The organism is Solibacillus sp. FSL W8-0372 (genome assembly GCF_037969735.1).
GTDB classification, from domain to species: Bacteria; Bacillota; Bacilli; order Bacillales_A; family Planococcaceae; genus Solibacillus; species Solibacillus faecavium.
On the sequence record NZ_CP150204.1, the window covers coordinates 1,645,293 to 1,661,469 of the forward strand.

General features: G+C 37.3%; 17 protein-coding genes and 1 other annotated feature. Of the genes, 13 read left to right on the forward strand and 4 right to left on the reverse strand.

The features are described 5' to 3' along the window. The 4 genes from MKY13_RS08135 to MKY13_RS08150 all read left to right on the forward strand — a co-directional run bounded on the left by MKY13_RS08135 (position 1) and on the right by MKY13_RS08150 (position 4,548). Positions 1-1,065 carry an aldo/keto reductase gene (locus MKY13_RS08135; protein WP_339216406.1) on the forward strand — a complete coding sequence of 355 codons (1,065 nt, stop codon included), beginning with the start codon at positions 1-3 and terminating at the stop codon, positions 1,063-1,065. Positions 1,066-1,552: 487 nt separating this feature from the next. Then, the gene (locus tag MKY13_RS08140) at positions 1,553-3,037 is read left to right on the forward strand and encodes an MFS transporter (RefSeq protein WP_339216408.1); all 1,485 of its coding nucleotides are present in this window, start codon (positions 1,553-1,555) and stop codon (positions 3,035-3,037) included. Positions 3,038-3,159: 122 nt separating this feature from the next. After that, complete coding sequence (locus MKY13_RS08145) at positions 3,160-3,609, forward strand: protoporphyrinogen oxidase (protein ID WP_191699127.1); 450 nt, start codon at positions 3,160-3,162, stop codon at positions 3,607-3,609. Beyond that, positions 3,610-4,548: a methyltransferase domain-containing protein gene (locus MKY13_RS08150; protein ID WP_191699126.1), complete on the forward strand. Its 939-nt coding sequence runs from the start codon at positions 3,610-3,612 to the stop codon at positions 4,546-4,548. It begins immediately after the preceding gene. A 978-nt stretch (positions 4,549-5,526) separates the two neighbouring features. Here MKY13_RS08150 and MKY13_RS08155 read toward each other — a convergent pair. After that, entirely contained in the window at positions 5,527-5,844 is a 318-nt protein-coding gene (locus MKY13_RS08155; RefSeq protein WP_339216411.1) for a hydrolase, read from the reverse strand. Between the two features lie 259 nt (positions 5,845-6,103). Beyond that, the gene (locus MKY13_RS08160; protein ID WP_339216413.1) at positions 6,104-6,256 is read right to left on the reverse strand and encodes a YjcZ family sporulation protein; all 153 of its coding nucleotides are present in this window, start codon (positions 6,254-6,256) and stop codon (positions 6,104-6,106) included. 371 nt (positions 6,257-6,627) lie between these two features. Between MKY13_RS08160 and MKY13_RS08165 the strand changes: the two genes are divergently transcribed. The 7 genes from MKY13_RS08165 (at position 6,628) to MKY13_RS08195 (ending at position 12,035) form a co-directional block, all read left to right on the forward strand. Further along, the gene (locus MKY13_RS08165) at positions 6,628-7,185 is read left to right on the forward strand and encodes a hypothetical protein (RefSeq protein ID WP_339216415.1); all 558 of its coding nucleotides are present in this window, start codon (positions 6,628-6,630) and stop codon (positions 7,183-7,185) included. A gap of 475 nt (positions 7,186-7,660) precedes the next feature. Next, the gene (locus MKY13_RS08170) at positions 7,661-8,095 is read left to right on the forward strand and encodes a MarR family transcriptional regulator (RefSeq protein WP_191699122.1); all 435 of its coding nucleotides are present in this window, start codon (positions 7,661-7,663) and stop codon (positions 8,093-8,095) included. Between the two features lie 41 nt (positions 8,096-8,136). Beyond that, entirely contained in the window at positions 8,137-9,120 is a 984-nt protein-coding gene (locus MKY13_RS08175) for a ring-cleaving dioxygenase (RefSeq protein WP_339216417.1), read from the forward strand. A gap of 29 nt (positions 9,121-9,149) precedes the next feature. Next, positions 9,150-9,755, forward strand: coding sequence for an alpha/beta hydrolase (locus MKY13_RS08180; RefSeq protein ID WP_339216419.1), 606 nt, complete (start codon positions 9,150-9,152; stop codon positions 9,753-9,755). A 170-nt stretch (positions 9,756-9,925) separates the two neighbouring features. Next, positions 9,926-10,387 (forward strand): hypothetical protein, encoded by a 462-nt coding sequence (locus tag MKY13_RS08185; protein ID WP_339216421.1) that lies wholly within the window; start codon positions 9,926-9,928, stop codon positions 10,385-10,387. Positions 10,388-10,738: 351 nt separating this feature from the next. Further along, a complete protein-coding gene (rnz, locus tag MKY13_RS08190) occupies positions 10,739-11,680 on the forward strand; it encodes a ribonuclease Z (RefSeq protein ID WP_191699118.1) in 942 nt (313 codons plus the stop codon). A gap of 124 nt (positions 11,681-11,804) precedes the next feature. After that, the gene (locus tag MKY13_RS08195) at positions 11,805-12,035 is read left to right on the forward strand and encodes an acyl-phosphate glycerol 3-phosphate acyltransferase (RefSeq protein WP_191699117.1); all 231 of its coding nucleotides are present in this window, start codon (positions 11,805-11,807) and stop codon (positions 12,033-12,035) included. A gap of 119 nt (positions 12,036-12,154) precedes the next feature. On the opposite strand, the gene MKY13_RS08200 is transcribed toward MKY13_RS08195, so the two are convergent. Next, on the reverse strand, positions 12,155-12,661 hold the full coding sequence (locus MKY13_RS08200) for a TetR/AcrR family transcriptional regulator (protein WP_191699116.1): 507 nt from the start codon (positions 12,659-12,661) through the stop codon (positions 12,155-12,157). A gap of 97 nt (positions 12,662-12,758) precedes the next feature. Here MKY13_RS08200 and MKY13_RS08205 point away from each other — a divergent pair, with 97 nt between their 5' ends. Then, complete coding sequence (locus MKY13_RS08205) at positions 12,759-13,580, forward strand: SDR family oxidoreductase (protein WP_191699115.1); 822 nt, start codon at positions 12,759-12,761, stop codon at positions 13,578-13,580. Positions 13,581-13,726: 146 nt separating this feature from the next. On the opposite strand, the gene proC is transcribed toward MKY13_RS08205, so the two are convergent. Further along, on the reverse strand, positions 13,727-14,533 hold the full coding sequence (gene proC / locus MKY13_RS08210; protein WP_191699114.1) for a pyrroline-5-carboxylate reductase: 807 nt from the start codon (positions 14,531-14,533) through the stop codon (positions 13,727-13,729). A gap of 90 nt (positions 14,534-14,623) precedes the next feature. Then, positions 14,624-14,835, reverse strand: a binding site (T-box leader). 128 nt (positions 14,836-14,963) lie between these two features. Here proC and MKY13_RS08215 point away from each other — a divergent pair. After that, positions 14,964-15,905 carry an MBL fold metallo-hydrolase gene (locus tag MKY13_RS08215; protein WP_191699113.1) on the forward strand — a complete coding sequence of 314 codons (942 nt, stop codon included), beginning with the start codon at positions 14,964-14,966 and terminating at the stop codon, positions 15,903-15,905. The last annotated feature ends 272 nt before the right edge of the window (positions 15,906-16,177 follow it).

Consider the following 16,177-nt stretch of genomic DNA (forward strand, 5'->3'; position numbering starts at 1 on the left):
ATGGATTATAATTTATTTGGCAAATCCGGTTTGAATGTTTCTAAATATGCTTTGGGTACGGTAATGTTCAGTACAAATGGACTTGAAGAAGCAGGGGCGATGGATCAGGCAACGGCAAACTATATGGTGGATTATGCACTAGATCATGGCATCAACCATTTCGATACAGCGAATATGTACACGAAGGGTGATGCAGAGGTTATTTTTGGCAATGCGATAAGAAATAAGCGCCAAGATATGATTATCAGCAGTAAAACAGGATTTCAACTGATAGATAAACCCACGGATACAGGCGCTATACTGAACGTTGATTCATCTATTGATATACTCTTAAAAAGACTTGGTACGGACTATCTGGATTTATATTATGTACATTCCTGGGATGGGCAAGTACCGGTAAGCGAAACTGTCGAAATGATGAATGACCTCATTAAGAAAGGGAAAATTCGTCATTGGGGGGTATCTAACTATAGCGGCTGGGCGCTTGCGAAGACACATACGTGGGCAGTAGAAAATAATATGATCCCGCCAATTGCACAGCAAATCTATTACACACCAGAATCACGTGAGGCAGAGTACGAAATTTTGCCGGCCGGTAAAGAATTCGGGATTGCTAATAGTATTAGATCTCCACTAGGTGAAGGGCTGCTCACTGGTAAATATACAAGAAATAATAAAGCGGAACTTGCTACAAGGCAAGGTAATGGTTGGCCGGAAACATATATTAAAAACCCGGATTTATTTTATAATTTAATCGATGTATTGCAAGATGTGGCTTCAAAACATAAGGCGACAGTAGCACAAGTTGTTCTAGCATGGTTACGTGATCGACCAAATGTTGATTCAATTGTCTTGTCGGCAAGAACGAAAGAACAGTTGCATGAAAACATTGCATCTTACAGTCTGAAATTAACTAACGAGGATATTTCACAAATTAATAGTGTCTCAGCACTTGAACCGATTTATCCATTATGGCATCGTGCAATCAATTCATTAGATAGAGCTTCTGATGCAGAAAAGGTATATTTAGAAGAATTCCATAAGTTAATTGAAAGCAAAATCTAAAAATATTTAAGACGAACAATCACGAATTGCTTAAAATATCGTGATTGTTCGTTTTTCAAAATACTGAAATTTATGTACATAAGGGAAAAAATTAGTATGAACGATCTGAAGAGGGGGGGCATTGGTTTGTGCTTGACGGTTTCGAGAGAAAATTAGTTGTTCGGAGTGAAGGCGGCGACTCCCAGGGGATAAGCACGTGGGAGAGACTACAGGCTCGAGCCGTGCCCCAGGAAAGCGTCCGCCGTAACGGAGAACAACGGCTACAAAGTAGACAGATAATAATAATCCTTATCTTTTATAGTCACCTAATTCATTGAAACTCTACTTCTGATTACTAAGTTTATTTTATATTTTAAATAACTGTAAATATGTATATCCTATAAAATTCTAAAATTTGACATTTATATGAGAATAATTTTCATTTAGTTAGGTAACATCGAAATACCCATGTTATAATAGGAGGGATTTCATTCTTCAGGAGGACATAATGGGAATACATCCGATACGTTTTTTACGAATAATGGGCTTACTTGATGGTTTATCGCTCATTACGTTATTATTTATTTCCATGCCATTAAAATACTTTGCTGATTTACCGCAGTTCGTGACGATAAATGGCAGTATTCATGGTGGCATATTTATACTTTATTTACTAGCAATTGCTATTGTTCAATTACGCATTCAATGGAATATCGGCTGGTCCTTTTTAGCCATTTTTGTCGCATTTATACCTTTTGGTAATTTTGTTTTCGATTCTAAATTAAAAAAAATGCAGCCGTTATTACATATAAAGCCATTTCCTAAGCAATGGCTTGTTTATGCTATTATTTTCTTTTCTTTCTTTGACCTGTTCGTACAGCTGCCGATTATGAGTACATATGCTCTATCTGTTGGTGCCTCTACGTTTATTGCTGGGATAGTTGTGGGACTGTACTCATTTATGAATACGTTCGGGAATATATTTTCAGGCATTTATACGGACAAAATTGGAGCATTTCGAATTTTGGTCTTTGGACTATTTGTTTCTGTAGCATCACTGCTATGCTACCAGCTTGTCGATAATACGACGGTACTATTAATTGTACGTTGTGTTCACGGTTTCAGTAGCGGATTTATAACACCGGCCGCATTTACACTGCTTGCGAATATGCGGGCAGCAAATGAACAAGGCAGTGGGAGTGCGTTTACGGGCTCGTTTGTTGGGATCGCCGCAATTGTTGGACCAGCTTCGAGCGGTATTTTAGCAAGTAAAATATCTGTGGCGAATGTATTTAGCCTTGTTGCGTTATATGGGCTTGTACTATTGATCGGCCTACTTCTATTTTTACGTAACACACAGTTGCCTAAACGTGAAAAGAAAAAGACTTCCGAAACGCTGCATTGGAACAGTAATTTGCTAAAAGCATATGGTGGAGCCTTTTTCCTCATGTTTTCTCAAGGGGTGCTGGCGTACTTATTGCCGATTTATGTGCAGGATTTAGGGTATGGCTCCAGAGTAGCCGGGACATTACTGAGTGTATTCGGTATCGTAGCTGTATTGATTTTTATTTTACCAACGAACAAAATATTTGATTATTTTAATGCCCAATACACTTTGTTAATCGGTGTTCTATTAATGGGGATTGCCCAAATTGGCATTGGACTGACATCTGAAATGACAATGCTTTATGGCATTCTAGCACTATACGGAATCGGGTTTGCCTTTTTATTCCCTTCCATTAATGCCCTTTTAATCGAAGCTACGACGCAGGAAATTCGCGGCAAAGCTTATGGTTATTTTTATGCGTTTTTCTCTATTGGTGTAGTTGCCGGATCATCGGTTCTAGGTGCACTTAATTTAGTAGGGACACCCGGATTTGTATTTACAGGGGGGATTTTGTTTACGTTCTGTCTTGTTATCATCATTTCATTAATTAAATCAAATAGCTCGTTACTGAAAGTGAGCCGTAAAGAAAATTTACATCAATCATAAAGCTGATGCGCCAAAGTACGTCAAATTTCGATTAAATACTTTCTAATGCGCATTATTCGATAGTCATGTATACTAAACAAGGTGAAATTTACGAGCGAATTATATTTGAAAGGATTTAAAACATGATGAAATTAAATTTAGAAGTATTAGAACGATGCAGTAAAGAAACAGAAGATACAATTACTGCAGAAAGTAGTGCATTTGCATCGACGCCTATTCAATATTTGAAGGAAAATCAGGGCGAATTTATCTATGTTGAATGTGCACAATTTAATGAAATCCGTATCGATGCCGTTGCACTTGAATTTGATGATGCATTTAATTTATATACGGCTTTGTTCGGATTAAAACTACAAAAGAAGCATAGTGAAGCAATCCGCAGCTATTTAAAGGAGCATGTAAAATCTGCTTTAGGTAGCAGCAGTGCAGCCTTTTCCGGTCAAGAAGGGCTTTGGGAACTGAATATTGCAGTGGATTGTATAGAGGGCTTTAATGATCAGTTATCAATTGAACAAGTATGTGAACTACTTTATGAATTTGTTGCGCAATTAATAAAGACTGTCGAAAAATAAATGACAGAAATGTATTTATACAGTTTTGCCTGGCAAAAAGATGAATATGAACTTTCACGACTGGAAATGCGCACATTTTTTAATTTTCATGTAGAAGGTAATGTTTTAATGAGCCAGAAAAAAGTAGAACCAAGTCGAAGCCCTTATATGCGACTAAGACTTGATATACTACTTGAAGGAAATACATTTGAACAACTTGTAGAAACTGCTAAACAGCTACAGTTAGGAGAACGGACTTTTAAAATTCATTGTTTAAATAATAGTAGAGATGCGATCGAGCCAGCTTTAAACCGTACGATTCGAAATGAGTATATGCTACAGCTTAGCTATGCGATAGAAGCTGAACCGGATTTAGAACAGCCTGATATAGTACTGGGGTTAGCTATTCATGATGGTACCTTTTATTTAGGGGAGCTTGTTGCCGGGGAGTCTGTATGGCTGAAGCATATGCAAAAGCCCGAAATGTACTCCACTGCGCTTAGTACGCGTGATGCGCGGGCTATTGTGAATATTGCAGCTCCATATCCGGATGGATTGAAAATTATTGATCCATGCTGCGGAATTGGTACTGTCTTAGTTGAGGCAATGAGCATGGGCATTCATATTGAAGGACGAGATATGAATAAGCGTGTCGTATGGGGTTCACGTATTAATTTACGCCACTTTGGATATGAACCGAATGTAGAGATCGGACCAATTGAAGAAGCGGATGAAGGTTATGACGTCGCAATTATTGATATGCCGTACAATTTATTTACACATATATCGAGTGAATTGCAGCAGAGCATAATTACGAATGCACGTAGAATCGCAAAACGCGTCGTCATCGTAACCATCGAAACGATGGATGATAAAATTCATCACGCCAATTTAACGATTAAAGACCGGGCTGTATTGAAAAAAGGCAAGTTCGAGCGCCAAGTTTTAATATGTGAATAAGTAGGCAGGAGCCGTTACTTTCCTTACTTATTACGAACAAGGCAGTGTTAAAAGTCAAAGGACTGATAATACCGGGTTCGGATATTGGGGAGAAAACAGTAAATAACAATGGTTTTGGAAGTGCAATTAGCAAACTAATTCGCACTTCCTTTTTTGCTGTTGTATCAGTGTTTATATCTTCAGGGAATGTCTTTAATACCTCAATTCGCAACATAATCAGCAACACCGCATAAATTTATGTGGGCTTGTTAAAATCGATGTCAAAACTTGTGCTAAATGTTCGCATAAATCGAACGAAATTCTTTCTTTTGAAAGGGAAATGGAAATTTTATGCTAAAATGAATTTATATATTGTGAAGTAATGTACTTAATCAAACTGGGCAGTTTAGGTCAATAGCGGAAAGGGGGGCGTAGTTTTTGCAAAAATGTATAAAATGCAATAGTCAATTTGGTTGGAGAAAAATCTTTAAATCTTATAAGTGGACATATGAACCACTTGAATGTGACAATTGTGGAACTATACATAAGATAACCATTTTTGGGAGATTTACGGTTACATTCCTGACGATGTTACCATTTCTGATAGCTCAATTTTTTCTTATTCCTTCCGATAATATATTTTTAACCATTTGTGGAGCAGCTCTTATCGCAATGATCGGTTTTTTACTCTCGCCATATGTTGTCCGATACAAAGAGAGATTGTGAGGAAATACACTTACAGTAACGGAGGGCTTTAGTTCAATTAGGTTAGTTAAATATTACATCAAAAAACGCTCAGAAATCTGAGCGTTTTTACTCCTCGTTTATATTGCCAATTTGCGGGTATAGTATGATGCTAATTAGAATGTTATTAGCATTTTTTTCCCCATCAACCGAACCCGTTAGACTTATAACACTGCCTTTTTTTTATAAGGTAATCAGAATTAAAGTGTCAATCAGAAGAAAGACCACTTTTTTAAGAAAGTGGCCTACTGAAACTTAGTCTACTTCAATTCGTAGAGCATCAATTTTTTGACAGTCTACGATAAGAGTTGAACCACGTTCTATTGCTGTATCAATAAAGAATGCACAGCAATTATTATGATCAAATCTTTTAAAAACGACATCTTCTAATATTTTTCCTCCGGATAAGAAAACGTCAACTTCTGTACCTTTTCTTAATTCTCTTAATAGGTCACAGATACAACCATTGCAACGACCTTTATTATTACTAGAACTTGATTCACTTCTACATTTACTACAATTACAACCCATTTGTAACACCCCTTTTCTTGTCTGTTTTTGTAAGGCTAGCATTACATTAATAGACTATGATTTGAAAATAAAAAGAGCTAGGTAACGCAACTACAGAGAATATAGAATAATTGATAAAGAATTAGTAGGTAACAGAACTAAAGTATGCATTAGTAAGGTTCGAACTAAATATGTATGCGAGGGTGGAACGATAAAAGGATCACTCTCGGGTAGCGGGGAAGTGATCCAAGTTAAAAAATACATTAAAAAGATGACAAGTTATTCTTAATTGACTCTCATCCCTAACACTTACTACTTTTTGTTAGCATTTTTTGTTTGGTAGGAAAGTAGCACCGACAAGAACTAAAAGTATGAAAAGTACGACGATTAAAACGAACGTTAAACTATTGTTATTGCTATAACTATTGTATCCACCATAACCACCATAGCAATTACCATATCCTGAATAGTCCATTAAAATCCCTCCTTCCGTCTTATATTATTCTTAAAAGGATGAGAAAATAGGGCAAAAGTACAGGAATAAGTTTGTGGTGTAGATATAGTTATGACTCTTAAACAGGCTCTTCATTATATAGCAAGTAATTACATTAGCTGTAAAACTTTCATACAAAACAGCGCTTCATTCATTTGCCCTATGAATTGTGATACAGGGAAAGTCTGAATAGTGTCACTAATTGTTAGTCATTGTTTAATGTGCAATTTGGATAAAATAAATAAAAATGGAAATTATATGTTAATATTATACTGTGCAATGGAGTATTCTGCATTCTCTTATAGAAGAAGTATGGAAGCTTAGATGTACAAAAAATATTGGAGAGTGATAGAGTGAATTGGTTGAAGTATGTTATTGGATTATTAATAGTAATAGCTTTATGTACTGCAGTTTGGTTTATTCGTCCTACGAATGCTCAATTAGAAGCAAAAATCAGTGTTCTTGAAGAGCAAATTGGGCGTCATTATTTAAACGACTTCGATTCATTGGAAAGAACGGCTGAACAACTCCTGGAATATGATTTGAATCTGCCTATAACCGAAGAAAACGGAAAAGTAATTGACGTACTTTCCCGAGATCTAGACACTATATTAAACAACCTCTTTTATAATCATCCGTTAATATATTCAGAAGAAAGTACAACGATACATTCAAAATGGCATAATGAATTATCACAAGCAAAATGGAATCTACCGTTTTATGGCAAAGAACTTCCACTTACAAAAGATGAAGCTGCCGACTTATATCAAATTCTCCAGGCAAGTCGTTTCATTGCTAAGGATTTTAGAGATATTGTTGGGTACGATTATCAATCCGCATATGATGCAATGCACGATAAAGATCACGAAATGGTAGAAAGAATCAATTACCGTCTATCTATTAAATATTAATTTAACAATAAAATTTGAGGGGAATATTGTTAAAGAAGCACTTAAAACGTTCAGAGTTATTTCTGTGCGTTTTTATTTGCCAATTAATTATTAAAAAGTATTTTTACCCCCAAATCCCAAGTCTATTATAGCGAGTATGTTCTGATGCGGGCTACTCCTTATACAACAAATAATTCCATTAGAAGTAAAACTTTCATTAAACAAAACAGCGCTTAATTCATTTGCCATTTGCCAATCCTTTAATTTAAGGAGTGGTAAAGATGGAGAATCGTTTTTTCATTGGACTATTTAACGGCTTAATTTTAAGCATCATATTATGGACATCTATTTTTGGTTGGGTAAGAATACTATCCGGTTTATTTAAGTAATAGGGGGACATTGATAAATACAATTGTTTGACAGTGTAAGGAATCAATGATATATTTATCTCGAATTAAAGATAAATGAATTCGTGATAAAGAAGGAGTGAAACTTTATGAGTGAATTTGATAAACAGCTAAAAGCATTTACTGTATTACACCGAGCAACGACTGCCGTACATGAAGCAACAAAGAAGGATATTCAGCAAAGTGATTTAAATTTAACGGAGTTTGCTGTAATGGAACTGCTTTATCATAAAGGTGATCAACCTATCCAAGTCATCGGAAAAAAGGTATTAATTGCAAGCAGCAGTATAACGTATGTAGTCGATAAATTGGAGAAGAAAAATCTAATCAAACGAGTTGCATGTCCAACTGACCGCCGTGTGACATTTGTATCGCTGACGGACGAAGGATCTGCAATGATCGAATCCATATTTCCAACGCATGAGAAAAAGATTGCGGCTATATTTGACGTTTTGTCAGAGGAAGAATTACTAGCGTTAACCGATTATTTAAAACGGGTCGGTCATCATGCGAATACTTTATAAACGATAATTTTTATATTGAAAAAGAAAACGGAGGAATACACATGAACCACATTAAAGGAATACACCACGTAACAGCCATTACAAGCAGTGCAGAAAAAAATTACGAATTCTTTACTTATACATTAGGTATGCGTCTTGTGAAGAAAACGGTAAATCAGGATGATATTAAAACATATCACCTGTTTTTCGCGGATGATAAAGGCTCTGCCGGAACAGATATGACATTTTTTGATTTCCCGGGAATCCCAAAAGGCACACATGGTACAGATGAAATATACAAAACAGCATTCCGTGTCCCAAATGATGCAGCACTGGATTATTGGGTGAAACGCTTTGACCGTTTAAACGTAAAGCATGAAGGCATTAGTACGCTATTTGGCAAACAAGTATTATCATTTGTTGATTTCGATGATCAGCAGTACATGCTTATTTCGGATGAAAATAATGAGGGCATTGCATCAGGTACGCCATGGCAAAAAGGGCCGATTCCATTGGAGTTTGCAATCACTGGCTTAGGACCAATTCATATCCGCGTTTCACAATTTGATTATTTCAAAGAGGTACTTGAAAAAGTAATGGTGATGCGTGAAGTTCAGCAGGACGGTTCATTGCACTTATTTGAAGTTGGTGAAGGTGGCAACGGGGCATCTGTTATCGTCGAGCACAATACAGAGCTAGCACCGGGACGTCAAGGCTTTGGTACGGTTCATCATGCGGCATTCCGATTAGAAAATACGGAAGTACTGCATGAATGGACAAAACGTTTGGAAGGTTTTGGTTTCGGTACATCAGGTTATGTTGATCGTTTCTTCTTTGAGTCGCTTTATGCCCGTGTAGCACCTGGCATACTATTTGAGTGGGCTACTGACGGACCAGGATTTATGGGAGATGAGCCACATGAAACAGTGGGAGAATCGCTATCATTACCACCGTTTTTAGAAAGCAAACGTGAATATATTGAAAGCGTTGTTCGTCCAATTGATACAGTACGTTCAACAAAAACAATTGAAAAAGAATATGAATAGTTTCTACTATATAAGAACGGAGAATGACTATGAACTATATTTTTAATAAAGGAAAAAGTGATAAGCCTGTATTGTTACTGCTGCACGGCACAGGAGGAGATGAAAACAGCCTACTTGCACTGGCAGAAATCATTGATCCGGAAGCATCTGTTTTAAGTGTACGAGGCAATGTGCTGGAACAGGGAATGCCACGATTTTTCCGCCGTTTAGCAGAAGGTGTTTTTGATATGGAAGATTTAGCACTGCGTACGAAGGAACTCTATGAATTTTTAGATGACAAAGCGGTAGAATACGAGTTTGATCGCAACAATATCATTGCAATCGGTTATTCAAACGGTGCCAATATTGCTGCTAACTTGTTATTTGAATATAAAAATGCATTAAAAGGTGCGATCCTGCATCATCCAATGGTGCCAAACCGTGAAACGACGGTTGCCAAACAGGGAGGGACAGCTGTCTTTATCGCAGCTGGTGTTAATGACCCAATTTGCCCACAGCAGGAAGCAACCGATTTAGAACGTTATTTGTTGGGTGCAGGTGCAAAGGTGACGTTGGAATGGGAATCAAACGGGCATCAGCTTACGATGGGTGAAGTACAAAAGGCGAAAGCTTGGTATGAAGCGAATTTCCGATAAAATTATGGACCCTTTCTGATAGATTTTTCAGGAAGGGTTTTAATTGTTGTGTAGGAGATGTTTATTCCATTAATAAAAGGTATTTTAATTACATAATTTGGTATCTATACTATATTTTAATAGGATGGAAGTTTTTTCTAACGGTTTTACGGAACAGGGGGGATGAACGATTGCAAAAGAAATTAAAAATAATTGAGGATAGAAAAGCATTTATTTTAGCTATTGGTTTATTAATTTTTATTTGGATCTTTTTCAGTAATTACTGGCATTATCCATCTCCACCGATCGATTCACTCACTGCAAAAGAGGTTATTCGTATTGTAGAGGAAGAGGGTTCTGAGCGCGAGTTTATGAAAATCGCTACTGAAAATGATTTTGATTGGTATGTTAGTAAGGGTGCTTTTTATTTGGGCAATAATATATCTAAATCACTCTCAGATAGAGGTTGGTATTATCAAAAGTCAATACCTTATTATAAACCGAACGGAAAACTGATACGTATTGAAGAGATTTTCACTAAAAATCAATTCGCCGGTAACCTAGGCACTACTCTCAAATTAGAATTATACAGTTGGGAGGAAGGAATTTTGTTTTTGAAAATACCGAAAGATATAGAATTTAAAAATGATTGACGAGAGAGAGAAAGGGGGAGTACCCAATTAATAAGCGGAGAAATTCCGTTTATTATATGAATTTCTTAGATTTTCATGAAAATAAGGGTAAAAATTCCGCTTATATGCCTGTGAACCCTGATATTTTGCTGCTTTTTAGTGAAATAAGCGGAAATTCTCCCTCTATTTAGCCGGATTTTTTAGTGATTTTCAAAATAAGCGGAATTTTTACCTCTATTGCCGAACGCTCGATTGATCTATTAGCGACGCCAATTTATCCTTTGCATAAATTTATTTGCAACCTATAATTAAAACAACGATAGTAAAAGCTTCTACATGAGGCAAACTATACTCGTGTTAGGAGGAAATGACATGCAAATACAGTTTTTAGGTACTGGTGCAGGAATGCCGTCAAAAGAACGCAATACGAGTTCCATTGCATTCAAACTTTTGGAAGAACGAGGATCAATTTGGTTGTTTGACTGTGGGGAAGCGACACAGCACCAAATTTTGCATACATCAATTAAACCGCGGAAAATTGATAAAATCTTCATTACGCATTTACACGGTGACCATATATTTGGACTGCCTGGTTTTTTAAGTTCCCGATCCTTTTTAGGTGGGGAGAGTGTATTAACGATTTACGGGCCAGTTGGTTTAAAACAATGGATTGAACAAACATTACAATTATCGAAAACTCATTTAACCTATCCAATCGAATTTGTAGAAGTAACAGAGGGAATCGTATTTGAAGATGAGAAGTTTATTGTCTATGCGATGCCGCTTCAGCACGTCGTTCCATGCTTCGGCTACCGGATTGAACAAAAGCCAATGCAGGGCGAGCTGTTAATTGAAAAGGCGTTAGCGTATGGTGTACCAAAAGGACCGTTATTAGGAAGATTAAAAGCAGGTCATTCTGTACAATTAGAGGATGGAACGATTGTGGAAAGCAGTGATGTGACGTCACCCCCACAGCCAGGATTTACCGTGGCGATTTTAGGGGATACAAAGTATTGCGAAAACAGTATCCAGTTAGCACAGAATGCGGATGTTATGATACATGAAGCAACATTTGACCATTCGACAATCGAACTTGCGGCCCAGTATGGACATGCGACAAATACAGAAGCAGCTCAAATTGCGAAACAGGCACAAGCAAAACATCTGCTGTTGAATCATATAAGCGCCCGTTTCCTGAAACATGATTTAATCCCGTTTTTGGAAGAAGCTAAAGCGATTTTCGAAAACAGCTATTTAACGAATGATTTTAGCCAATATGAGTGGCGGAAAAATGAATTGATTGAAATTGAATAAGCGAATTTAAATTGAGGAGTATAGTAAATGCTAGAATATTTACTATACCCCTCTTTACTTATTTAAGAAAAATATAGTCATTTGCAGAAAGTTTTCGCTATAATGGAGAAAAGGGGGATGAATGATGCAGCAACCGACAATTTCACCGAAACTATTACGATTGCTAGTTATTTTTCCAAATGTCATGAGCTATATTTTATTATTTGGAGTAGTCGTCTACATACGTACCAACCTAGATATGTTAAAGGCAACAGATAGTTTAACTATGTGGCTGATTATAGCCGCAGTACTAGGTCCGATTTCTTTGTATACGACATTTAGTATTGTGAAGCGAATTAAGAATGGAATGTTGTAAAAGGTTCCGGTTCGCATAAGGAATGAAAACAATTAAATTATTAATCATATTTCTAAACACTCAGTCATTATTTAAACTGAGTGTTTTTAATATTTAGCTTAAACTGGTGAGTCAATCTATTAAATATTTACTTTTGAAGCCCAATTTGTGAAACCGATTTTCATTAATTTTTCGGCAGCTTCACTTGGACTAATGAGGAAGTCATGTTCTACCCAATTTTTTAAGAAGCCAATTGTGCCGAAACTTGCAAAAATGGCATAATCTAAATCGTTATAAACGTACATTAAATAGTTGCTCAGTTCAATGGCAAGATGATGAAAATCGAGTGTATTTTGCAATGCATGTTGATAATAAGAGCGGTATTTAATAATGTGTTGACACAGGTTGAGCGTAGTTGTACTACTGAATTCATGAGGATTTTTTATTTCATAATGCATGAAAAATTCCCTGTGAATCTGCTGTTTTACATACAAATGGAGCTGCTCTCGATTGGCGAAATGAGTGTAAAAGGAAGAGCGTGATGTATTAGCAACTAGAACAATTTGTTTTACTGATACTTGGGTAGGTGGATGTTGATGAAGGAGTTGCAAATAAGCTTCCTGAAACGCGTTTTTTAATGATTTCAAATGTGACAACTCCTCGGACATTTTCATTCAAAATGTCTGAATTATATTTAATGAATGCGGTTACAATTAAATTATAAAAATATTGGAGGTATGTCAAATGACAAATCAAGTTTATGTGATTACAGGTGGTTCTGGTGGAATGGGTAAAGCGACTGCTGAACTCGTAGGGAAATACGGTACAGTATTACTTGCAGATATTTCTGAGGAGCGTTTAGAAGCAACAAAACAGGAGTTAGCTACAAAAGGGATTACGGACGTTCATTATCAAACAGTTGATATTACTTCTAAAGAAAATGTAGATGCTTTAGCAGCAAAAACGAAACAACTAGGTACATTAAAAGGTTTAGTACATACAGCAGGGATTTCTCCAACTATGGGTGATGCAAAGAAAATTTTAGATGTTAACCTAACAGGAACAATTAATGTATTAAATGCATTTTATCCGCTAGCAACTGAAGGTACATCTGCAGTTATTATTTCATCTATGAGTGGCTATATGGTACCCCCACAAGGACCTCATATGGAAGTAATCCGCAATCCATTTGGTGAAAATACTGTCGAAACGCTAGAGCAATTTTCTCAAGGGAATTCTGGCGCGGCATATACGTTTTCTAAATTAGCTGTACAAGTAATTGCTGAAGATCAGGCTTGGCATTGGGGTGAAAAAGGCGCACGTATTAATTCACTTTCTCCAGGGACGATCAATACATCAATGGGTCGCCAAGAGGCAAAGCAGTCTGAGCAAATGGCACAATTACTTGCGATTACACCTTTAAAAAGAGAAGGGGAAGCACGTGAAATTGCAACGGCTGTTGAATTCTTATTGAGCGATGCAGCTTCTTACATTACAGGTATCGATTTACGTGTAGATGGGGGAACAGTGCCAAACTTACGTAAAGTACAAGCAGCCCAACGATAATATATTTTCTTAATAGAAGAGCTTGGGTGCAAAAATACCCCAAGCTCTTTTGCATACATACTATTTTCATTTGTTATTATATTACTTGCCATTTCCGATACGATTTTGTTTAGCATGTGATTTATCAAACGGTCGAATTAAGTTTTTTACTCCCCGCGTGCCAGTTCTCTGGACCGGTTTTCTGCGCTTCTGACGCAGTTTGCAATTGTCTCGTTAAAGGACATGGATTCCAATGCTTTAATCCCAGCCTCTGTCGTTCCTCCTGGACTCGTTACCTTTTTGCGCAGTGTTTGCGGCTCGACATTACCGGATTTCAGCATTTCCGCAGATCCTGCAATCGTCTGAACCATTAGCTCCCGTACGACTTCCTTTGATAAACCGAATTCAGCTCCGGCATTTTCAAACGCTTCAACTAAATAATATAAGTAAGCAGGGCCACTGCCGGATAGAGCTGTTACCGCATGGAGTTTTTCCTCCTCGACTTCAATGACAGTGCCAACCGCTTCAAGCATTTGAATATAAAGTGCATGTTGAACTTTTGTTACATGTTTATTGAATGCAATACCTGAAGCAGACATCCCGATTGTAGCGGAAGTGTTTGGCATGACACGGGCAATTGGTCGGCTTCCAAGATACTGCTCGATCGTCTCAATGCTAACACCTGCCAGTACCGATAAAATCGCGGTATCAGTACCTAAATGAGGTGCAATTACCTCCATTGCAGCGCGGGCATCTTTTGGCTTCATTGCTAAAATAACCAGATCCGCATCGTGCAACTGCGAAGTATCCCCCATTAGGTTGACATCATAGGCTTCAACAAGTTCCTGTAAGCGTTCTTTATTGGACCGATTGGATATGAACAAAGCCTTTGGGTTAACGACACTCTTTTTTATCCACCCATGAATGAGCGCTTCTGCCATGGACCCAGCGCCGATAAATATAATCTTTTGCATATTCTATCCCTCCGATTTTTAATTCCGATTCCTGTTAATGTTAAGATTTTTGTTTTAAGAACATAAAAAAGCATTTTCATCCCTACAATCAGTAAGGACGAAAATGCATTGATTTCCGCGGTACCACCTTTATTCACACATAATGTGTGCAGCTTCAGCCTTTTTATCGCAAAGGGTACGGTTATGTTGTCATAACGGCTCAAAAGGAGGTTCGATTATTTCAGCGGGTTATGCCGATTTCAGCAAAGACGGCACTCTCTAAAACCTTAAAATAATGTACTTGGCTTTCTCATTGCCTGTAAATTTAGAATTATCAAAAATTATAGTGGTGTATTGAAATACTGTCAACCTTTAACGTGACGAATTAGAAAAAAAGAGTTAAAATAAATGAATAGTCATTCAGAACGAGCAAGCCAAAGGGGATTAAAACATGGAAGTACATAAAATTGTTATACCAACACCATATGCAGTGGGAGATGTAAATGCTTTTCTAGTAAAAGGAGATGCACTTACTTTATTCGATGCAGGACCGAAAACGGAAGAAGCGTATGAAGCGATCAAATGGGGTCTGCGCAGTGCAGGTTATGATTTGAAAGACGTGGAACAAGTCGTATTAACTCATCATCACCCGGATCATGCAGGGTGGATCGATGCATTTCCAGGTGCGGAATTGTTAGGCCATGAATATGTCGATTACTGGATGAAAAAAGAACCATCATTTCTACAGTATCACGAGCAGTTTTTTAAAAAGCTATTAAAAGAGCAAGGTGTACCTGATAAATATGTAAACCGAATCTTACACGTAAAAGGGGAAATCGAGCTATTCGGCACGATTCCATTGACGGGTTATTTAAAAGAAGGCGATGAAGTGCCAGGCCACCCAGGGATGAAAGTATACGAAACACCAGGTCATGCGCAAAGCCATTTAATTTTCGTTAATGAGCAAACGAGAGAATGTATCGGCGGAGATTTACTATTGGAACGCACATCTTCCAATCCATTAGTAGAGCCACCAATTGATTTATCGATGGAACGACCTAAATCACTCTTGCAGTATAATGAATCACTAAAACGCCTGAAAAACTTAGGAATTTCAAAAGTGTACTCAGGTCACGGCGGGGAACTAACACAAATTGAACCACTTATCGATGAGCGTTTGGAAAAACAAAGACAACGTGCATTTAAAGTCTACGGTCTACTAGATAAGCCGCAAACCAACTTTGAAATGACAACGCAATTATTCGAACGTATTTATCAACAGCAATTAGGCCTGACGCTATCAGAGACATTGGGGCAATTTGATTATTTAGTGGATCAAGGGATGGTTGAGATTGAGGAGCAGGATGGGGTTCAGTATTACAAAAAACGTTAAAAATTTATTTATTTTGTTTTTATGATGAGGGAAGCTGTGAATGGACATTCTGGACGCGGGGGTGACTACCGCTTCAGAGAGGTGAAATGAGCTTGATTAGCGAATTCCTTACATTACTTAAATGCCACTTCAGTTACGAGTTTATCGAAAGGATGTCCCTTCATGCTTAGTGATCGCTGGATTCCGAATGATAGAAATCAAATAGCGACTAAATGTAACGAAACTAAAAAATATTGTGTGTAAGGGGAATAATAATGCCTTGTAAAAGTTGT